The 20,107-nt window shown below is 57.1% G+C and carries 20 protein-coding genes and 1 pseudogene; 9 read left to right on the forward strand and 12 right to left on the reverse strand.

From position 1 onward, the window contains the following. Window positions 1-7: 7 nt before the first annotated feature. Window positions 8-766, reverse strand: coding sequence for a winged helix-turn-helix domain-containing protein (locus LG300_RS13020; protein WP_404375743.1), 759 nt, complete (start codon window positions 764-766; stop codon window positions 8-10). Window positions 767-995: 229 nt separating this feature from the next. On the opposite strand from LG300_RS13020, the gene LG300_RS13025 reads away from it, so the two are divergent. Further along, on the forward strand, window positions 996-1,136 hold the full coding sequence (locus LG300_RS13025) for a hypothetical protein (RefSeq protein ID WP_404375744.1): 141 nt from the start codon (window positions 996-998) through the stop codon (window positions 1,134-1,136). A 71-nt stretch (window positions 1,137-1,207) separates the two neighbouring features. Here LG300_RS13025 and LG300_RS13030 read toward each other — a convergent pair whose 3' ends face one another. From LG300_RS13030 to LG300_RS13040, 3 genes and pseudogenes are all read right to left on the reverse strand, one after another. After that, window positions 1,208-1,387: a PLDc N-terminal domain-containing protein gene (locus tag LG300_RS13030; RefSeq protein ID WP_044630479.1), complete on the reverse strand. Its 180-nt coding sequence runs from the start codon at window positions 1,385-1,387 to the stop codon at window positions 1,208-1,210. Between the two features lie 71 nt (window positions 1,388-1,458). Further along, entirely contained in the window at window positions 1,459-1,935 is a 477-nt protein-coding gene (locus tag LG300_RS13035; protein ID WP_404375745.1) for a TIGR02281 family clan AA aspartic protease, read from the reverse strand. A 55-nt stretch (window positions 1,936-1,990) separates the two neighbouring features. After that, window positions 1,991-3,385, reverse strand: a pseudogene (locus tag LG300_RS13040) (MFS transporter); the annotation flags it as partial. 114 nt (window positions 3,386-3,499) lie between these two features. Here LG300_RS13040 and LG300_RS13045 point away from each other — a divergent pair. From LG300_RS13045 to LG300_RS13055, 3 genes are read left to right on the forward strand one after another with little or no spacing between them, the layout of a single operon-like run. Continuing rightward, window positions 3,500-4,288, forward strand: coding sequence for a substrate-binding periplasmic protein (locus LG300_RS13045; RefSeq protein WP_404375746.1), 789 nt, complete (start codon window positions 3,500-3,502; stop codon window positions 4,286-4,288). Then, window positions 4,281-5,015: a substrate-binding periplasmic protein gene (locus LG300_RS13050; RefSeq protein WP_404375747.1), complete on the forward strand. Its 735-nt coding sequence runs from the start codon at window positions 4,281-4,283 to the stop codon at window positions 5,013-5,015. The genes LG300_RS13045 and LG300_RS13050 overlap by 8 nt, the downstream gene beginning before the upstream one ends. After that, complete coding sequence (locus tag LG300_RS13055; protein ID WP_404375748.1) at window positions 5,012-6,277, forward strand: GGDEF domain-containing protein; 1,266 nt, start codon at window positions 5,012-5,014, stop codon at window positions 6,275-6,277. Before LG300_RS13050 ends, LG300_RS13055 begins: the two co-directional genes overlap by 4 nt. A 32-nt stretch (window positions 6,278-6,309) precedes the next feature. On the opposite strand, the gene LG300_RS13060 is transcribed toward LG300_RS13055, so the two are convergent. After that, window positions 6,310-6,459, reverse strand: coding sequence for a hypothetical protein (locus tag LG300_RS13060; protein ID WP_404375749.1), 150 nt, complete (start codon window positions 6,457-6,459; stop codon window positions 6,310-6,312). 44 nt (window positions 6,460-6,503) lie between these two features. Next, window positions 6,504-8,129, reverse strand: a complete 1,626-nt coding sequence (locus LG300_RS13065) for a BCCT family transporter (protein WP_404375750.1) — start codon at window positions 8,127-8,129, stop codon at window positions 6,504-6,506. Window positions 8,130-8,400: 271 nt separating this feature from the next. Between LG300_RS13065 and LG300_RS13070 the strand changes: the two genes are divergently transcribed. Beyond that, window positions 8,401-8,772, forward strand: a complete 372-nt coding sequence (locus tag LG300_RS13070) for a hypothetical protein (protein ID WP_404375751.1) — start codon at window positions 8,401-8,403, stop codon at window positions 8,770-8,772. A 9-nt stretch (window positions 8,773-8,781) separates the two neighbouring features. On the opposite strand, the gene LG300_RS13075 is transcribed toward LG300_RS13070, so the two are convergent. The 6 genes from LG300_RS13075 to LG300_RS13100 all read right to left on the reverse strand — a co-directional run bounded on the left by LG300_RS13075 (window position 8,782) and on the right by LG300_RS13100 (window position 15,779). Then, window positions 8,782-9,675 carry an AEC family transporter gene (locus tag LG300_RS13075; RefSeq protein WP_404375752.1) on the reverse strand — a complete coding sequence of 298 codons (894 nt, stop codon included), beginning with the start codon at window positions 9,673-9,675 and terminating at the stop codon, window positions 8,782-8,784. Between the two features lie 157 nt (window positions 9,676-9,832). Then, window positions 9,833-12,817 carry a bifunctional [glutamate--ammonia ligase]-adenylyl-L-tyrosine phosphorylase/[glutamate--ammonia-ligase] adenylyltransferase gene (glnE, locus tag LG300_RS13080; protein ID WP_404375753.1) on the reverse strand — a complete coding sequence of 995 codons (2,985 nt, stop codon included), beginning with the start codon at window positions 12,815-12,817 and terminating at the stop codon, window positions 9,833-9,835. An 84-nt stretch (window positions 12,818-12,901) separates the two neighbouring features. Further along, window positions 12,902-13,273 (reverse strand): diacylglycerol kinase, encoded by a 372-nt coding sequence (locus tag LG300_RS13085; protein ID WP_404375755.1) that lies wholly within the window; start codon window positions 13,271-13,273, stop codon window positions 12,902-12,904. 26 nt (window positions 13,274-13,299) lie between these two features. Continuing rightward, window positions 13,300-14,775 carry a D-alanyl-D-alanine carboxypeptidase/D-alanyl-D-alanine-endopeptidase gene (gene dacB / locus LG300_RS13090; RefSeq protein WP_404375756.1) on the reverse strand — a complete coding sequence of 492 codons (1,476 nt, stop codon included), beginning with the start codon at window positions 14,773-14,775 and terminating at the stop codon, window positions 13,300-13,302. Window positions 14,776-14,787: 12 nt separating this feature from the next. Further along, the gene (locus LG300_RS13095) at window positions 14,788-15,117 is read right to left on the reverse strand and encodes a DMT family transporter (protein WP_404375757.1); all 330 of its coding nucleotides are present in this window, start codon (window positions 15,115-15,117) and stop codon (window positions 14,788-14,790) included. Beyond that, window positions 15,114-15,779, reverse strand: coding sequence for a tRNA (guanine(46)-N(7))-methyltransferase TrmB (locus tag LG300_RS13100; protein ID WP_404375758.1), 666 nt, complete (start codon window positions 15,777-15,779; stop codon window positions 15,114-15,116). The genes LG300_RS13095 and LG300_RS13100 overlap by 4 nt, the downstream gene beginning before the upstream one ends. A 220-nt stretch (window positions 15,780-15,999) precedes the next feature. On the opposite strand from LG300_RS13100, the gene LG300_RS13105 reads away from it, so the two are divergent. The 4 genes from LG300_RS13105 (at window position 16,000) to LG300_RS13120 (ending at window position 20,005) form a co-directional block, all read left to right on the forward strand. After that, window positions 16,000-17,883: a beta-ketoacyl synthase gene (locus LG300_RS13105; protein ID WP_404378040.1), complete on the forward strand. Its 1,884-nt coding sequence runs from the start codon at window positions 16,000-16,002 to the stop codon at window positions 17,881-17,883. Further along, window positions 17,880-18,374, forward strand: coding sequence for a pantetheine-phosphate adenylyltransferase (gene coaD / locus LG300_RS13110; protein WP_404375759.1), 495 nt, complete (start codon window positions 17,880-17,882; stop codon window positions 18,372-18,374). The genes LG300_RS13105 and coaD overlap by 4 nt, the downstream gene beginning before the upstream one ends. 71 nt (window positions 18,375-18,445) lie before the next feature. Next, window positions 18,446-18,694 carry a YfhL family 4Fe-4S dicluster ferredoxin gene (locus LG300_RS13115; protein ID WP_263066196.1) on the forward strand — a complete coding sequence of 83 codons (249 nt, stop codon included), beginning with the start codon at window positions 18,446-18,448 and terminating at the stop codon, window positions 18,692-18,694. A gap of 3 nt (window positions 18,695-18,697) precedes the next feature. Continuing rightward, a complete protein-coding gene (locus LG300_RS13120; RefSeq protein WP_404375760.1) occupies window positions 18,698-20,005 on the forward strand; it encodes an MATE family efflux transporter in 1,308 nt (435 codons plus the stop codon). Window positions 20,006-20,107: the final 102 nt, after the last annotated feature.

A 20,107-nucleotide genomic window follows, 5' to 3' on the forward strand; every position in this document is an offset into this window, starting at 1 on the left:
CTCTTATTTAACTGTCTTTAACAAACAGATAACCTTTACTGCGCACGGTTTTGATACGGTGCGGCTGGTTGGGGTCGTCACCAATTTTGGGGCGAATACGCGAGACACGCACATCAATTGAGCGGTCTTGACCGTCGTATTTAATCCCCCTCAGGTCGCTGAAAATCTCTTCTCGAGTCAGTACACGGCCGGCATTACGCGCTAGCAGCCATAGCAAGTCAAACTCGGCGCTGGTCAGGTCGATGCGTTCACCAGAGAGCCAGGCTTCCCGAGTGGCGTTATCAATCTCCAGGTTTTCAAACTTAAGACGCATTTCACCATCGGGGGCTGGTGCATCCGCCCGGCGTAGCAGCGCTCGCATGCGTGCTAACAAAACACGGGGTTGCACAGGTTTGGGAACGTAATCGTCTGCTCCCATTTCCAGGCCAAGCACTTGATCAAGATCATCGGTGCGGGCGGTCAGCATCATGATGGGGCCGGCGAAATTGGGGCGTACTCGGCGACAAATCGCCAGGCCATCTTCACCCGGTAGCATCAGGTCTAAAATCACTAGGTCTGGCTGCAGCGTTAAAATGCGATCTACGCCTTTGGCACCATCCGCTTCTAGCGTCACTTGAAAGCCGTTTGCTTCCAGATAGTCGCGGGTGAGCTCGGCCAAGCGCTGGTCATCTTCAATAATCAGCACATGATCCTGGTCAGGGTAATCGGGAGTGACCGACTCCTGAGCACCAAGAGCTTGAAATTGCTGTTCCAAGTGTTCTACCATCCTTTTTCTTTACTCCGCTTAGGCAGTTTGTGTTATCACCCGCTCACCCTGTGCAAAAGCAGGTTGTGATAACTTCCAGGATACCTTAAAACCTCACAAACGCCTGCCCCCTTGATGAATGTTCCCGTATCTATCTCCGTTAAGCCCCCCAAGGGCAGCTTGATTCTTCCACCACCAAGCGCTAATGTGAATCGGCAAACTGTCGACAATCTGACAGGAGGAGATCGCCATGGGAGATGGCAAAGCCAAGAGTGTCATTAAGCGTATCTATGTTCCAACGCAAGTGCGTGACCTGCCCAACGGAGAAAAGTTAAAAATTCCCGGGCACTATAAAGCGCCACCCAGCGAAAGCAATGGCTCACTCGAATGACGGCGCGCAGATAAAGAAAAGGCAGGCCTATTGAGGTCTGCCTTGTTAATTTATCTTCATGGTTAAAATGGCTATCCCTTGGGGCCAAACAAGAACCAAGCGATCAGCCCTACCAGGGGAAACACGAGTAGCGCAATAATCCACAGTAGCTTAGCAAGCCCGCTCGCCGAGCTTTTGGCCACTTTGACGATGGCCCATACCACAATAATGAGCCAGATAAGACCGAGCAAACCACCGACTTCAATACCCATAGCAACTCCTTAGCATGTTGGCATCCATGAACCTTCAGCTAAGCACAACACCGCAGTGCACACAAGTCGCCCTAGGGTTCCGGCAAACGCAGCACCATTTCACCGCCACGAATCTCGATGGCTAGCTGGTTTAAAAAGCTCATTCCCAATAGCACCGTATCTCGCTCCATGCCGGGGCTGATAGAGCCCTGAACGTTGTTCATCCGTATACCGCCCAGCACCACTTCATCTAGCTGAGTCAGGTTACCCTCCACACGGCCATTAGCAGTGTTAAACCAAGCTCGCCGCCCTGGCTCTAGGCTTAGCCGTTTGGCTAACTCACCAGGCACCGCCACGTAAGTGGCACCGGTATCCAACAAAAATGTAACCGGTTCACCGTTGATCTGGCCCGGCGCTTCAAAATGCCCTGCCCGGTTACGCTTTAGCGTAACCGGGCCGTTGTCTGGAGAGGTATTCATGATGTGCACATTTGGGTGCAGCATGTCTTCAAGCCCACCCTGGATCCACCATGTACCCACTGCCATGAGCAGCACCCAAAACAGCAGCATTATTACAATGCCGCCTTGCTGAGGCCTGTGTTTTGCCATCGTTCACCTCACGGCATCAGGAACTTTTCCAGGACACCGCCGCCTCACGGCCACGGCGTTCATTGACGCCTACACAAATCAGCATGGCTGCGATAAATAGGCCAGCACATAACAGAATAGACGCCTGCAGGCCAATCAGCGTTTGCAACACGCCCAGTATAACGATGCCCAGCACGCCCGCCAGCTTGTTCGCCAACCCCCAGAAGCCAAAAAACTCTGCCGACTTCTCCAACGGTGAAAATACGCCAACCAATGCACGGCTGGCTGATTGGCTAGACCCTAAACTCAACCCAGCTAAACAGCCAACGACTAAAAATAGGTGTTGCGCCTGCCACTGCCGCCCAAACTGCTGATTGAGCCACACGGTTAACTCCGGCGTTGCCCAAATAGCAATAATTGCGGCCACCCACAACGCAAGCGTCATTTGGTAGGTGTGTTTAGCACCCAGCTTATCCTGTAAACAACCAAACCCGATGGCTCCCGCCGCCGCCGTTACCTGCACAATAATAAACATGATATTGCGCACGCTCTCATCCCAGCCAATCACCTGGGCCCCGTAAATAAAAGCAAAGGCGATAATGATGTAAACGCCCGCCATCGAAAACAGCAGCGATACTAAGAAAATGCTTAGGTCTTTGAAGTAGCGAAGCTCATGAAAGGTCCCCAAAATTCGCTGTCGAGCTATTTGACGATAGGAGGCAGCATGAAATTTAGGCACGCCACGCTCTTTCAGCCATAGAAAAGTGGGTATTGCCGCCACTAAAAAGAAGCCTGCTGCAAAAGGTCCTACCCAGCGGATGCGCTCAAAATTATCGGCCGTTGCCTCGCCTAGCACAATCAAGGTAAACCCTGCCGCTACTAACCCACCGATATAGCCTAATGCCCAACCAAAACCAGAGATTTTCCCCAGTGCATCCGGCGGGCCAAGCTCTGGGAGAAAAGCAGCAATAAACGACTCCCCCATAGAGTAAGCGTAGTTAGAGAGTATGATTAACAGTAATCCCAGCACTACATAGCCAGGCTCAACGAAGTAGAGCATGGCGGTGGTCGCCACTGTTGCCACATAGCTAAATAGAAGAAAGCGCTTCTTTTCGGCGCGGTAATCCATAATGGCACCGCACAAAGGGGCGCTGATCACCACCATGAGATAGCTGATGGCTAGGGCCAAGCTCCATAAAAAATTCGCTAAGCGATAGCTATCGTTACGATCACCGACGATCACCGTGGTAAACAGCTCGCCAAATACCACGGTAATAATCAGCAGCGTATACGCTTGATTGGCGAAATCGAACATCGCCCAGCCGAAAATCTCGCGGCGTGAGGCATAGGGAGATGCAACCACTGAGGAGGTTGTGGGCGGCATAGCGTGCTCTCTTGGAAAATAGCGTGGTCTCTTGGAAAGAGGGATAAGACTAGCAGCTAGCTGTAACGCACCGCTATGACTAGCGTTAACAGAATAGAGATGACAGCGCCATAAAGTTACTCTAACTTTACTGGACTACCTAACAATGGGGGGCGCAGATAAATGGCGTGTGGCAACGTTATAAAAAAGCGTTTAGCGGTTACGCTTTCACTCTTATTAGGGTGCACTTCTGCTGTTCTGCCACTATCTGCTGATACGCCGCCTGCTTCTCTTGCTACCCTGACCTTTATTACCGAAGAGTACCCACCTTACAATTATCAAGAGGATGGCCGAGTGGTGGGCACTTCGGTGCGCCTCTTAGAAGAGATGCTGATTCAGGCAGGGCTTCACCTGGATCACAGTAATATCCACTACTACCCCTGGGTACGTGGCTATGAACTCGCACTTAGTCGCCCTAACACTGTGCTTTTTTCAACGACACGCACTCCCACCAGAGAAGCAAAGTTTCACTGGGTTGGCCCGATTGCCCAGGACCAAGTCGTGCTACTGGCACGGCACAATACGCCTCTCCGCATCCGCTCTCTTGACGATGCGATTGATCAAGAGTTGAGCGTTGCCGTTATCCGAGAGGATATCGGCGCTCAAGCCTTGGTAGAGGCCGGTTACCCAGAAGCGCTCATTCGGCCTGCAATCGATAATCATAGCGCGCTGCACATGCTCCTACACGGTCGAGTCGACTTATGGGCCTACAGTGCCGATGTCGCTAAATGGATTGCCGAGCAGGAGGGGTACTCCGAGGAGATATTGACACCCCTCTACACGCTTAGTGAATCTTACCTATACTTTGCTCTTAATCCTGAAACAGACCCACAGCTTGTCGCTCAGTTGCAGCAAGCGTTTGAACGAGTAACCTCTTTCTCAGTGGCCACACAGGTAGGTAGCGATGGTTAAGCAGCCGCGTTCTCCCGTAAAGCCGTACTGGCTCATCATCGCTTTAGGCATTTTGCTGGTGGGCAACAGCCTGCCGACGCGCGCCCAGCCCCCGCTGCTGACCATCAACACAGAAGAGTACCCACCATTCAATTATCTAAACGCGCAGGGCATAGTAGACGGTATAGCCACCCAGAAACTGCGCAACGCACTGCGCCATGCAGGTATTGAGGCGCATTTTCGGGTACTACCTTGGGCACGTGCCTATACTGAGGCTCGGCTGCGCGACCATCATTGTGTGTACTCAACAACTCGTACCGACGCACGCGCACAACAGTTCCATTGGGCAGGGCCGCTAGTGATTAACGAGTGGTCAGCCTTTGGGCTAGCTGAGCGACAGTTAGCGTTGACCCAGCTAGACGACCTTCATGCGTGGCGCGTTGGCAGCTTTCGAGAAGATGCTGTAGGAGACTATGTAGAGAGCCAAGGCGTTAGCGTATTACGTGCACCTACCGAGAGAGAAAATATGGCTCGGCTGGCCGCTGGCCTACTAGATGTTATTGTCACCGGGCGAGCGACCGGCGAGTACCTTGCCGAAGAGCAAAACCTCGCGATTGAGCATCTCTTCACGTTCTATTACGCGCCGCTCTATCTTGCCTGCCACCCAAGCGTAGGAAGCGATGTGATGGAGCGCCTTCAGCAGCAGCTTGATACCCCATTTGCCACCCCACTGGAGCCGATGCCGTGAGTCCCACGAAGCCATCGCTTGCCAGCGGTCGTTTAACGCTTAAGCAGGCACTTCTCACCCTGCTGATTGCGTTTATGATCACACTTATCGCAGGCAGTTTTGAGCTAATTAGCCATGCCAGCAGCATGCGTGAAAACGTACAACAGCAAACCTCACAACAGCTTGCCATTGTGAATGGAGCTGCTGCAGAAGCGGCCTTCCAACTCAACCCTGATTTAGCACACCAAATTGCCTACGGCCTGTTTAACGACAGTGACGTTGCTCAAGTGACTATTCGCGATGACTTTGGCCGTGCCTTAGCAGAATTTCATCAAGATGAATCATTATCCACAGGCTGGCTAAGTGAGCGCCTATTTGGCGACATCGTCTATCATGAGATGCCGTTGCACTACTACATGGGCGGCGATACACCGGCAACCACGGTGGGAGAAATACAGCTGTCACTGGATACGGCACACCTTACCCAGAGATTCCTCGACCGCAGCTACACCGTTGTGGGCAGAAGCATGGCGGAAGCCTTCCTGTTAAGCAGTTTAGTTATTGCTTTCTTCCATGTCTTTATCACTCGCCCACTGCTTAAAGTTCACGCAGCTATTACTCAAACCGACCCCACTCGGCCAGGGCAATGGCCAAAACCGGCCCTGAAAGGGCATCAGGACGATGAGCTAGGGCACTTAGTAGAAAGCTTGGACCATCTACTCAACGAATTTCAGATGGGGTTGGCTCAACGTGACCATCTTCATCAGCTTTCCCAGTATGACGGCTTAACCGGAGTGGCAAACCGTCGGCACTTTGATCTATTTTTTGCCCAACAGTGGCAGTGGGCGCAACGCGCCAAACAGCCGCTGTCGGTGATTTTTATCGATATTGATAACTTTAAAGAGTTTAACGACCACTACGGCCATACCATGGGCGATGACACGCTACGTGCAGTCGCCACGGTACTCAATCAGTGTATCGACTCAAGCTGTGACCTGCTGGCCCGCTATGGTGGTGAAGAGTTTATCTGCGTGCTGCCCGGCAAAGATGCCAACGATGCGATGCATATTGCCAACGGCTTGCGCCAAGCTATCCTCTCACTGGCGATTCCCCATGCTTACTCCAGCACCCATTCACACTTAACGGCCAGTATGGGTATTGCCACCACGACTCCTGAGCACCCCCTCAGCGCCGATGACCTACTCAACAAGGCCGATCAGCAGCTCTACCATGCCAAACGGCGTGGCCGAAACCGCATAGAGATACACGAACGCCCGGCATAGCCGGGCGCTCGTGGCCATCAATAGGCTCCGTGTCAAAGCAGCCAGTGAGCAATCACCGCCGCTATACCAACTACCATCGCTGTCACTACCGCAACGGTCACCACGCGGTCTAACCAACGGTCAAAGGCTGCCCCTTTTGGCTGCCTCCGCGTTGCACCGTGGCGGCTCTGCCGAGCAGCCATTAGTACGCTGTTTCCATAGCTGCTTCCCCTAACGAAGCCGTGATTTAACTATTAATGCGCCGGTTAACCACGTTAGGCGCACGACGCAACCGCTCCTCTTCCCCAAGCTGTTCTGCCTCGAAGGCATCAGCACCCACGGGGGTTTCGCCGTGGCGACGGTAAAGCTGGGTCAGCATCGCTTTACGATCTGCACGTAGCTCGCGCACCAACACAATCACCATCATATACAGGATAAAGGTAAACGGCAGCGCCGACAGTACGGCTGCCGACTGCAGTCCGGAGAGTCCACCCGCCACGATCAGCGTCAGGCAAATCGCCGCAATCAGCACGCCCCACACCACCCGTTTATAGAGCGGTGGGTTGATGGAGCCGTTATCGGTCATCTGCGCCACAATATACGAAGCGGAATCTGCTGAAGTCACCAGGAAAATGAAAATCAGCAGCATGGCTACCACAGAGAGCACGCCCGAGAACGGCATCAGTTCAAACATCTCGAACAGTGCTACCGTAATATTCGCCTCGGTCGCGGCGGCTAAGCCAACATCGCTGCCGTTAAGCTCCAGATTAAGCGCCGCACCACCAAATACGCCAATCCACAAGCAGGCCAAGAGCGGCGGCACAAACAGCACCCCAAACACATACTCTTTGATGGTACGGCCACGGGAAACACGCGCCACGAAGGTGCCTACAAAGGGCGACCAGGCAATCACCCAGGCCCAGTAGAAGATGGTCCAGCTACTGGCCCATTGATTATCGCTATAGGGTGAAATTCGCAGGCTCATACCGATAAAGTTCTGCAGATAATCGCCTATCCCGAGGGTAATCGTTTCCAAAATGGCGATGGTCGGGCCAGTGACCAGTACATAGAGCATTAAGCCGATACACAGCGCCATGTTTAGGTTGGATAAGCGCTTAATGCCTTTATCCAGCCCCGACCAGGTAGATGCCATATAGGCACAGAACATCACAAACAAAATGACAAACTGCCAAAACCCGTTTTCCGGCAGGCCAAAGACCGCGTTCAGGCCGCCATTCATTTGTAACACGCCCAAGCCCAGCGATGTGGCTACCCCCATCACAGTAGCGACTACCGCAAAGACATCCAGCCAGGAGGCATAAGGACGCACTCGGGGATGCTTGGCAGTGACCGAAGAGAGTACCGACGAGACTAACCCTGCCTGCCCTTTACGGAACTGAAAGTAGGCAATAATCAGCCCCACCACGGAAAACGCCGCCCACTGGTGGATTCCCCAGTTAAAGTAGCTGTACTGGATCGCATAGCGCGCAGCGGCTTCGCTTTCGGCTGGAACATCTCCGTAAGGTGGGTTGATGTAGTGCGTCATGGGCTCTGCCATGCCGTAAAACACGAGCCCTACCCCAAAGCCGGCGGCCAGTAACATACTGATCCAGGAAAAAAAGCTGTAGCTGGGCGTACTATCCTGTGGCCCTAGGCGCACTTTTCCATATTTACTAAGCGCCAAGCCAATCAAAAACACCACAAAGCCAAACACTGAAAAGAGATAAAACCAGCCAAATAGCTCAGTAATCGTTGTGAGAGCGGCTTCAGCAGCGCCCCCAAACGCCACCGGAAACGCAGCTCCAACAACGACTAAGCCAAAAATAATAATTGCCGATGCGATAAACACCGACTTACCTCCATGGTTCGTCATAGCACCACCCTGGTTAATGAACATATGGGTTTATAAAAACATTGCTGCATAAAAAAACGCTTCATAAAAACGTTAGCTCATAAAAAAACGCACATAATGTTAGTGCGCTCACTTAAATCCTAACATTCGATGCTAGCTATCGCATGCTAGGGGCTTTACACATAAAAATTAGATATATCTTATATATTGGTTTTTAAGTCTTAAAAAAGAAGCAGTGAACTTGCGACCTCGGCTATGTTCCAATGGTGGCAAACGAACGACGGAGGCTTTCATGCCACAGATGAATCGCGACCAACGTAATGCCGCTTGGCAGGCTGCTAATCAGTGGCGCGCTCGGGCTGCGCAAACTCAGCCCAATGGGCTGGTAGGTAGCTTAAAACTGCTGTTGACGTGGCTCGCGTTTGGCGCACTGATGATTGTTGGCGTTGTGCTTGGGTTATTTTTCCTGCTGATCGGCTGGGCCATGATGCCGTTTGTGCGCCATAAGATGAAAAAGCGCCTGGAGCAGATGCGTGCCGATAATGCCCAAGACATCGGCGGCGGCTATGCAAGCGAACAGCCGTCAGGGCAGCAGGATGCCCTGGAAGGCAGCTATGAAGTAAAGAGTTATGAAGTAAAGAATGAACCCGAGAATAAAGGGTGAACCCAATCGCTAGGGCGGCGGCTGAATCCAGGCAAAGGCAGCCGCTAGCGTTAGCGGCATAACGATTAAACTTCCCAAATTACCAATTAGCACCAGCGATGCCACCTTATGCGGGGCGAGCTTATACTGCTCCGCGACTAGGTAATTCAGCACCGCTGGTGGCAGCGCGGCAAACACCAACAGCACGGCGGTTTGCAGTGGGTTAAGTGGCAGCAGCCACATCAGCGGTAGCGCAATCACCAGCCCAGAGAGCGGGCAAAGCACGGCACCCAACAGCCCCGTTCGCCAGTCGCTAAAGTCGATTTCCAGCAGGCGTACTCCCAATGCGAAGAGCATTAGCGGGATACATACGCCCCCCAGCATATGCATAGCTTCCAGCAGCCAGTTGGGTAGTGCCACTCCCCCTACGTTGACCAACAACCCCGCCAAACTGGCCGCCACAATTGGCATTTTCAGCATCCGCCACAGCGAGGTGCGCGGGTCCAGCATGTAGAGCCCCACCGAGAAATGCAGCAGCATCTCCACGATAAACACCACCACCGCCGCCGGCAGCGCTTCCGGCCCGAATGCCAGCACCAAAAGCGGCACGCCCATATTGCCGGAATTATTGAACATCATCGGCGGCAGGAAGACTTTGCTATCCAGCGAGAGCCACTTCACCACCGGCCAAAGCACTAACCCCGAGCCAAGCACTACCACAGCGGCGGCGCTAGCCAGCCAGGCGTACTCCGCAAGCGGCGCTTGGCGGTCGGCCAATACCGCAAATACCAGCAGCGGAACAAACAGCTCCATATTGAGGGTGTTTAAGCTGCGAATATCGGGAGTGCGGAAACGTCCGTAGGCGGCACCGCTACCGGCAATCAAAAACACCGGCAGCAGTGTGGCTAAAATTTGTCCAATCATCGGTGTGCCGCCTCAATGAGTGGCAGCGTGTGAGCCTGAGTGCGCATTCCTTCGTCCTTGTTTTTATAAAGGTAGTCTTCAAGGCAGCTATTATAGAGCCAGTCGTTACCAGGCTAGCTTTTTACCCATGCTACTGAAAAACCCCCTTCCCGCCAAATCAAGGCTCTAGAAAACGCTGCCACAACGCGGTGACCACCTGGCGATGCTCAGCAAACTCGCTAGCGTTCCCCAGCGGCTTTTCACCGGTTAGCGCCGCACGGTGGGTGCGGCTGCGGTAGGCTAGATACGCTTCACGGAGCTGCTCGGCCTCCGTTTGGGTAATATGCCCGCTCTCTGCCAGGGTTTCCAGAATGCGAATGTTGTCGCTATAGGTGATCAACGCAGGCGTTTGATGGGAGAGCGCCAGAACGGCGTATTGGCAGAGAAACTCAATATCCACCATGCCGCCTGCGTCATGCTTCAGGCTGAAGGTCGCGTCCGCACTGGCCTCGCCAGCGGCGTCGGAAGCTGCCCCCTGCCCTTTGGTGCCCAGGTGGTCGCGCATTTTATGGCGCATATTCACCACGTCGTCACGCAGGGCTTGCGCGTCGCGCTCACGGCGCAAAATCTCCCCGCGTAGCTCGTCGAACTTGTTGGCAAGCCGCTCACTGCCCGCCACCACCCTGGCGCGCACCAGCGCTTGATGCTCCCAAGTCCAGGCGTTTTGGTGCTGGTACTCAGCAAAGGCATCGAGCGAGGTAACCAGCAGCCCCGCATTGCCTGATGGGCGCAGGCGCATGTCTACTTCGTAAAGGCTGCCTGCGGGGGTCACCGCGGTTAGCAGGTGGATAATGCGTTGGCCCAAACGGGTGAAAAATACCGGCGTATCCAAGGGGCGGGGGCCATCGGTACTGCCTTTACCGTCGCTGTCGTGCAGGAAGACCAGATCCAAGTCAGAGCCGTAGCCTAGCTCGATGCCGCCTAGCTTGCCGTAACCAATAATCAAAAACGCCGGCTCTCGGGAGTTGCAGCCCGCAGGGGCGCCGTGCTTACGGGTAACGTGCTTCCACGCCATCGCCAGCACCGCATCCAAAATGACCTCTGCGATGTAGGTTAAGTAATCGCTCACTTTCATCAAGTGGCGCGTACCGGCAATATCCGAGGCGGCCACATGCAGCATCTGGGCGTGTTTGAAGACCCGCAAGGCTTCTAGCTGTGCCTCCTCATCATCCTCGGGCAGCCGGTTGAGGGTTTGGCGCAACTCATCGGCCAAACGGGCCTTGTCGGCGGGCGTATAGAGGGTGTCGGGGGTTAACAACTCGTCCAGCAGTATGGGGTAGCGCGCCAACTGCTCGGCAATCCAGGGGCTGGCCGAGCAGAGCCGCATCAGGTGCTCAAGGGCTTGGGGGTTTTCCCGCAGCAGCGCTAGGTAAGCGGTGCGCCGCAGCACCGCCTCGATCAGCGGTTGCACGCGCGCCAGCGCGGTGTCCGGTGTCTCGCTCTCGGCCACGGCGCACAGCAGCAGCGGCATTAACGCATCCAAGCGCTCAAAGCCAATGCGCTGCATACTTTGCACAGCCCGAGAGTGGTAGAGACTCTGCAGACGCTTGAGCGCCCGCTCAGGCTCGCTAAAACCCGCTCCGCCCAGCAGGGCCAGCGCTTCATCCTCTTCAAGCTCGCCGCGCCACAGCAGCCGCCACTGGGCGAGGCTGGACTCGCTCTGCTCCTCGTCGGCCTCTTCTTCGGGGTCGGCGATCACCGCATCAAAGTGCTGGCGCACCCGTTCGCGTACTTCCTCTAACTGGGCGATTAGCCCCGGCCAATCCTCATGCCCCATGGCAAAGGCCACCCGTTCGCGGTCCTCGTCATCGGTGGGCAGCATTTGGGTTTGGCGGTCTTCCAACGCCTGAATGGCGTGCTCCACATCACGCAGGAAGGCGTAGTCCGGTAGTAACTCGTCCACCACGGTTTGGGGCAGCAGCCCAAGCTCCGGCAAACGTTCAAGCGCCGTTTGCAGCGAGGTGACCTGCAACTCGGTATCGCGCCCGCCGCGAATCAGTTGGAACGCCTGCACCACGAACTCCACTTCGCGGATGCCCCCAGGCCCGAGCTTGATATTGCTCTCCATGCCTTTGCGCTTCACTTCGCGGTTAATCATCGCCTTCAGCTCGCGCAGCGACTCAATGGCCCCGAAGTCCAGGTACCGGCGGTATACAAATGGCCGCAAGCTGGCCAGCAGCTCGTAGCCGGCGTCGAGATCTCCCGCTACGGGCCGCGCTTTCAGCATGGCGTAGCGCTCCCACTCACGGCCTTGATCCTGGTAGTAGCTGGAGAGCATCGAAAAGCTGCCTACCAGCGGGCCGCCATCGCCCAGCGGGCGCAGGCGCATATCCACACGAAACACAAACCCATCCGCCGTCATGGCATCCAGCGCGGCGATCAGGCGTTGACCAAGCTTGGTGAAGTACTCTTGATGCTCAAGGGGCTTGCGGCCGCCTTCGGTCTCGCCCTTTTCAGGGAAGGCAAAAATCAGGTCGATGTCTGAGGAGAGATTAAGCTCACCCGCGCCCAGCTTCCCCATGCCCAGTACGACAAGCCGCTGGGGCGAGCCGTCACTCCGGGCGGCAGGCGTTCCCCAGCGGGGGGCATAATAACGCTCCAGCCAGCCGAGCGCCGCCTCTGTGCACACTTCCGCCAGCCAGGAGACCGCCTGGGCGGTGTTCCACATGGTTGAACCATCGGGGCGGTTTAGGTCGCGCCAAATAATGCCCAGCATCCGCGCCCGGCGAAAACGGCGCAGCGCCCGGTGCAGGGCGTCTTCGTCCTCGGCGCCCTCCAGGGCATCGTCCAGCCATTGGGCAAGCGCCTCTTTATCAGGGGCGTTATCCAACTCTCCAGCGGCGTCCAGCTCCGCCAGCCAGTGGGGAAAACGTACTAACGTATCAAGGGCAAAGGTGGAAATCGTAACCACTCGGGCCAGCGCTTCACGGCGAGCGGGGGATAGCGCCTCCCAACTGCCAGAGGGCAACGGCTGCTTGGTCATTGAGGCGATATTATCCGCCTGGCTAAGCGCCTCGCTGAGACGCTGGTGCGCCTGTGCGGCAGCAGGTGCCAGCGCTTTGGGCAGCGTTGCCGTGGGGAATAACGCATCGTTGGTTTGCATAAGCACCTCTCTACCAAGCACTTGTCTGCCAAGCACTTATTATAGTGTCTGCCCGTTATGGTTATTGACAAGATAGCGGGCGGGCTAGCCCATCCATTTTTCCCAGCCTAACAGCCCCCAGGTAAGGCCCGCCATGATGAGCGACAGCATCACCGCCGCCGAGCCGATATCTTTTGCGCGACCGGATAGCTCGTGATGTTCGGTGCCGATACGGTCCACTACGTTCTCAATCGCACTGTTCAGTAGCTCCACGATGAGCACCAGCAGCAGGCTGCCAACTAGCAGCAGCCAACTGATTGGGCCTTCGCCGATCCACCAGGCAAAAGGCAGCAGCACAGCGGCAATCGCCAGCTCCTGACGGAAAGCGGACTCATTACGGAACGCCGCTTTCAGGCCTTTCCAGGAGTAGCGTGTGGAGTGCAGTAAGTGGGTTAACCCTGTGTGACGTGGCTTCATGCCCGTTGCCTCACCTAAGCGTTCAATTAGTTAGCCAGTATCATCGCATCTAAATCCAGCGATAGGGGGTCCAGCACCTCGGACCAGCTTAGATAGGGCGTGCTGCCGCTACCGTTCACTAACACGCTAAACACCCCCCAACGCCCTTGTGCCGTGCGGAAGTAGCCCGCCGCCGCACGCACGGCAAATGGCTGGTTGAGCGTACCGGTTTTCAGCATGACGTTATTTTGAAAGGTGGCCGAGCCGCGGCGGATAAAGCGCATCACCCCATTGGACGGGGATTGAAAAGAGGCCACAAAGCTCGGGAATAGCGCGCCTTGGCGGAACATATCCTCCAGCATCACATTAACCCCGTGCGCGGAGGTGCGGTTATCGGTAGTTAATCCGCTGCCGCTATGCAGGGTAATCGGGCCGTGTCCCGGCAGGCTCTGTACATACGCCTCAATAGCCTGCCCAGCCTGGCGCAGCTGCGCCTGGGGCGTTTCCACCAAGTTGAGCGCCAGCACGTCGGCCATATAGTTATTGGAGTAGTTCATGGTACGCAGCAGCAGCTCCTGGAGCGGCTGGCTATCCACCGCCGCCAGGCGCTGGGCGCTGCTTGGCGGCGGGGTTGAGCTTACCCGCCAGGGGTCGCGCACGCTAATCCCCGCCTGGTTCAACATACTCAGCAACAGCTGGGCGGTTTTTTCAGCGGCGTCTCCCGCGCCGCGGTATACATCCCGGGCGATGGCGTTGGTGGACATTTGCCCCCTTAACCGTATGACATCGCCGCGCTCATTGGTGATTCGCTCGGCGCTGATTTCCGTGCCGCTATTGGGGGGGCGCGTTACCACCTGATTATCAATAGCCACCAGCGGCGCCTGGCTATCGCACAAACCGACCCGTGCAGGCTCGCCAGGGGTGGCCGCCGGTGCGACATTGACACACCACGTACCGAAGTTAACCCCAGCGGAGGATAACGGCGCGCTATAGGCGTTGGCGACTCGCGTACGCGCGTTGCAGCGGTCGGTGGTAATGCACTCCACCGGACCAAAGCGCCACTGGCTGACCACCAGCGCTCCCTCTACCCGACTGACTCCGGCCAGCTGCAGCCGCTGGACGAGCCGCCAAAGATCCTCTGTTGTCAGGCCAGGGTCACCACCGCCTTCAAAGACTAAATCACCCTGCAGCACACCGTTAACCACTTGGCCGACACTCACTAATTGGCTTGTAAAGCGATGTTGGGGGCCGAAGCGATTCAGCAGCGCCGCCGCCATATACGCCTTGGTGACCGAGGCGGGCGAGAGCTGGCGCTCCGGGTTGAGGCTGCCCAACGTCAGATGGCTGCTGTCAGCACTCAGCAGGCGCGCTTCAGCACTAATCGAGAACCCTTTGGCCTCTAACTGGCTCAAACGGCTGAAATCTGCCCATAGTGCTGAACTGGCGCATAACGCAGCGGCCGCCACGCCTGCCACTGCGCTGCTACGCAGCCATCGGCCCGGTAAGTTAAAAAAACACGTCACGCCAAAACTCCCTCAATGCACGTTCATCTTGGAGAAGACCTGTAGGATGATCACCCCGGCCACAATCAGACTAATGCCAAGTACCGCAGGCAGATCAGGCTTTTCACCAAACACCACGATGCCCACCAGGGTGACCAGCACAATGCCCAGGCCCGCCCAGATGGCATAGGCAATGCCCACCGGCAGAGTGCGTAGCACCAGGCTCAATAAATAAAATGCCAAGCCATAGCCACCTACCACCAGGAGGCTCGGCAGTGGCCGAGTAAAACCTACTGAGGCTTTTAACGCACTCGTGGCAACCACTTCCGCCACGATCGCGAGGATTAAGTAGACAAACGTCATGGGCGCTCCAGGTCGATGCACAAACGCCACAGCGTTTGGCCGCTTTGGTCATATTTGGCTTCAAACGGCGTTAAATAGTCACCGTTGGGGTGCAGCGGCGCAATACTGGCCTGCTGGCCGGTTGCTATCATGACAGCCTGGGCAAACTCCTCCACATAGAGCCGCCAGTTCGAGCGCAGCTCAAGCCGCCCGCCGAGGGCCAACAGTGTGGGGAAAACCGGATGGCCATGCCAGCGCATTTTCAAGTGCGCTGATTTGGGATAGGGGTTGGGATACAGCAGGTAGTGGTGCTCGGGCGTCCAGCCCGCTTCCAGCGCAAGCCGCCAAAAATCGACTAGATCAGCGCGCACCAGCAGGGCGTTTTCCGGCAGCTCGCCGTGCTCGCGCCCCAGCCGATCCTCGCTGCGGTCAACGCCAATCACGCTATGCCCGGGAAACTGCATAGCGAGCCGCCGGGTCGATAGCCCTACCCCGCAGCCAGCATCGAGGATCAAGGGCGCCGAGCGCTGCCGTCGCCATGCCTCGGCCTGCTCAAACGCGCGGCGCGTGTGGTCGGCGATGGGCTTACGCAGCGGGTGAGCTAAGGCGCGCTCCACGCGCCGTGCGACATCGTGATGCGGACCTGGCTGATTGGAAGTCACTGGCCGTGAGGTGTGCTGCATGCCATCCCCTGGATTAAAAAAGCGTGATTCTATCAGTCTCCCGCGCGCTCGGCATGACGCCGTTGCATACCCGGTGCTATGATCATGCCCGAGGCTTTTTATAAGCTCACTATTAAGCTCAGATCGATGACAATTTCCGCCACGGTCTGACAATAACCGTTATTAAAAACCACCGCACCACGAGGAACCCGGCTTGTCACATTTACCGGTGATTGTCGGCATGGGCGGCATCAACCCCGCCGGCAGAACCTCGGGCCATCAGGCCTTCCGCCGTACCGTGCTTGATGCTCTTCCTGCTGACCAGCAGCGCCAAACCCTGGAAGGCTTAGCAGCGCTTATGCGCCTTGCTAAGCACTCCGAGAACGGGTGGCACGACAGCGCAGGGCAGCCCATTGACGCCCCTGCCCACATGCTGCGCGATCAAGTGCTTAACCACACGCTGATTCGCCGCAATGAAGACCCGCGCTTTCTCGCCCCCGGCCTGCCGGCGAACCGACGAGCCGATATGGCCTTGGCCGAGCCGCTGCGCGTAACGCTGCGCCGCCGCCAGCTGCCCGACCAGCTGCCCGAAGGGTGGCAGGTGTGCGATATCAACGCCCGTGAAGTCGAGGTGACCATCCCAGCGGGCACCTTCGACGTACTGCTGCCAGATGCACAGGAACCCAAGGTGCGGGCCGCCGCGCAGCTACCCAGTGGCTTTGATCCCGCCAGCCTTTACCGCAGCGTGCACCACCCGAGAGGGCTCTCCATGGCGGTGTTTGGTGCCAGCGACTGCCTGGGCGCCAGCGGCCTCTCCTGGGAAACCCTGCGCCAGCAGTTAAGCCCGGACCATATCGCCGTCTACGCAGGCAACTCGATTGGCCAGTTGGATGACCAGGGCTGGGGTGGCCTGCTGAAAAGCTTGGTGACCGGCCAGCGCGCCACCTCCAAGCAGATGCCGCTAGGCTACGGGCAAATGCCCGCAGACTTCCTCAATGCCTACGTACTCGGCAGCGTAGGCGGCACTGGCGCCGCGTTGGGTGCCTGTGCCAGCTTCCTCTACAACCTGCGCCTGGGGATTGATGATATACGCTCGGGCCGCCGCCGCGTGGTCATGGTGGGTACCGCCGATGCGCCGATTACCCCGGAAATCATCGAGGGCTTCCGTGCCATGGGTGCGCTGGCCGATGACGCCAGTCTGAAAGCGCTGGATGCCCTGGAGCTGCTCACCGACGCCGACTACCAGCGCGCCTGCCGCCCGTTTGCCCGTAACTGTGGGTTCACCATGGCGGAAGCCAGCCAATTCCTGCTGCTGATGGACGACAGCCTCGCCCTGGAGCTAGGCGCCGATATTCTTGGCGCGGTGCCCGATGTGTTTGTCAATGCCGACGGCTATAAGCGCTCTATCTCCGCGCCGGGCATTGGCAACTACATCACCCTGGGTAAAGCCGCCGCGCTGGTCAAAGACATGCTGGGAGAGACCGCGCTGAAAGAGCGCACCTTCCTTCATGCCCACGGCACCAGCACGCCGAAAAACCGCACCACCGAATCCCACGTATTCGATGAAATCGCCCGCGCTAACGGCATCGAGCAGTGGCCGGTGGTGGCGATTAAAGCCTTTATCGGCCACTCCCAAGGCTCGGCAGCGGGCGACCAACTGGCCAGCGCCCTGGGTAGCTTCGCCCACGGCCTACTGCCCGGCATCCCCACGCTGGATGCGGTGGCCGATGACGTGTATGCCAAGCGGCTGCGCTTTTTCACGACGCCTCAAGCATTTACCGCCGATGCTGCCTTTATCAACGCCAAAGGCTTTGGCGGTAATAACGCCACCGGCGTGGTGCTCTCGCCAGAGGTGACCGAGCGTCTACTTACCAAGCGTCACGGCAGCGCCGCGATAGACGCCTGGAAAGGTCGCCGCGAAGCGGTGCGTGCTAATGCCGCTGCCTATCTCGCTGAGGCCGACCGCGGACATTACACCCCCCGCTACCAGTTTGGCGAAGCGGTGCTGGAAGGCCCGGAGCTTGAGATTCACGCAGACCGCATCCACATCCCCGGGTACGATCATGCGGTTTCGCTGGCCGCCGATAACCCGTTTGGTTCGCTGGACGAGGAGACGCCAACATGAGTACCCGCCGCGAGAATATTGCCGTCTACCCGGGCACGTTCGACCCAATCACCAACGGCCACTTCGACTTGATCGAGCGCGGTGCGCGGATGTTCGACAAAGTGGTGATTGCCGTGGCCGCCAGCCCCGGCAAACGCCCCAGCCTGGACCTGGATACGCGCATTGCGTTAGCCCAGTCGGTATGTGCATCGCTGCCCAATGTTAGCGTGATCGGCTTTTCGACGCTCCTGACCACCATGATGCACGAGCAGGGCGCAACGATTATTCTACGCGGCCTGCGCGCCGTCTCGGATTTTGAGTACGAGCTGCAGCTGGCCAATATGAACCGCGCCCAAAACCCTGAGCTTGAGAGCGTGTTTCTCACCCCGGCGGTGGAAAACTCCTATATCTCCTCGACCATCGTGCGGGAAATCGCCAAGCTGGGCGGCGATATTTCGCTGCTAGTGCATCCGCAGGTCGCAGAGGCGCTGCGTAAGCACTACACTAGCTAGCCATCGATATTGTTGAGTAAAACACTCGGGTATCCAACCACCCGGGTGATACGCCATTCGTGAGGTATGCCATGGCCCTAATGATCACCGACGAATGCATTAACTGCGACGTCTGCGAACCGGAATGCCCCAACGACGCTATTTCTCAAGGTGAAGAGATCTACGTCATCGACCCGAACCTATGCACCGAGTGCGTCGGCCATTTCGACGAGCCCCAGTGCCAACAGGTATGTCCGGTGGACTGCATTCCCCTCGACCCGGAACGCCCCGAGACCCAAGAGCAGTTGATGGAGAAGTACCGCATCATTACTGCCGCTTAAGTCGTGCGTATTTGGACCCTCGCTTGGCCCATCATCCTTTCCAACATCACCGTGCCGTTACTCGGCTTGGTGGATACCGCCGTGGTCGGGCACCTGCCCGACTCCCGCTATTTAGCTGGCGTTACCCTCGGCGCAACGCTATTTAGCTTCCTTTATTGGGGCTTTGGCTTTTTGCGCATGGGCACCACAGGGCTGGTGGCCCAGGCTATAGGGCGCGAGTCGCCTAGTGACGTGCGCAACTTGCTAGGCCAGTCGCTGATCATGGCAGGTGTCATCGGCACACTATTAATCGTGTTTGGCACACCGCTCATCTCGCTTGGCCTGTGGCTACTAGATGGCAGCGTACAGGCCACGCCGCTGGCCCGCGAGTATGCCGAGATTCGCCTCTGGTCTGCCCCTGCCGTACTGGCTAACTACGCGATTTTAGGATGGTTTTTAGGGCAGCAGAACTCACGCGTCACGCTGATGATTCTGGTGCTGACCAACAGCGTCAATATCCTGCTTGACCTGTGGTTTGTGGTGGGGCTGGGGATGACCAGCAACGGCGTAGCGCTGGCCAGCGTGCTGGCCGACTACAGCGCGCTGGCCTTCGGCGGCTTTTTAGTGCTGCGCCAGCTGGGGCACCTGGAAGGCCACTTCCAGCGTCAGCGGCTGCTGGCGCTAACGGCCTACTCGGCGCTATTTAACGTCAACGCCAATCTGTTCGTGCGTACGCTTGGGCTGCTGTTCGCCATGGCCTTTTTTACCGCCCAGGGCGCTCGCCAGGGGGATACGGTGCTCGCCGCCAATGCCGTGCTGCTGCAATTTATCATGCTCACTAGCTACGCCCTGGATGGCTTTGCCCACGCCGCCGAATCGCTGGTGGGGCGCGCTTACGGGCGCAGGAATTGGACCGAGTTTGCGGCGACGGTGCGCGCCACGGCCCGCTTCTCTTTCTGGACAGCCGCTGCGGCCACGCTGCTATTTGCCGTGGGCGGCAATTACCTGATCGCCCTGCTAACCGGGCTAGACGATGTGCGCGCCACCGCCGCCATCTACCTGCCCTGGATGGTGCTTATGCCGCTGATAGCGGTCTGGAGCTACCTGTTTGACGGGGTATTTATCGGCACCACGGCGGTACGGGAAATGCGTAACAGTATTTTCGCGGGGCTGGCCGTCTACCTGCCTACTTGGTGGTTCTGCCAAGGTCTGGGCAATCACGGCCTATGGCTAGCGTTTACGCTCTTCACCCTTACCCGTTCGGCGGTACTCATTGGCTATTACCGCCACTACCGGCTCACCTGCTGGCGCACCGTTGCTCATCTTTGTTAAACAGCGTTGAACGATATAACGTGCAGGGCTGGCTAACTACGCTAACGTAAAGCTAAGCGTAAACGCTAAGCACTCTGCACGTTGGCCGTTGAAGGATGAAAA

Source organism: Vreelandella aquamarina, assembly GCF_044805175.1.
Classification (GTDB): domain Bacteria; phylum Pseudomonadota; class Gammaproteobacteria; order Pseudomonadales; family Halomonadaceae; genus Vreelandella; species Vreelandella aquamarina_B.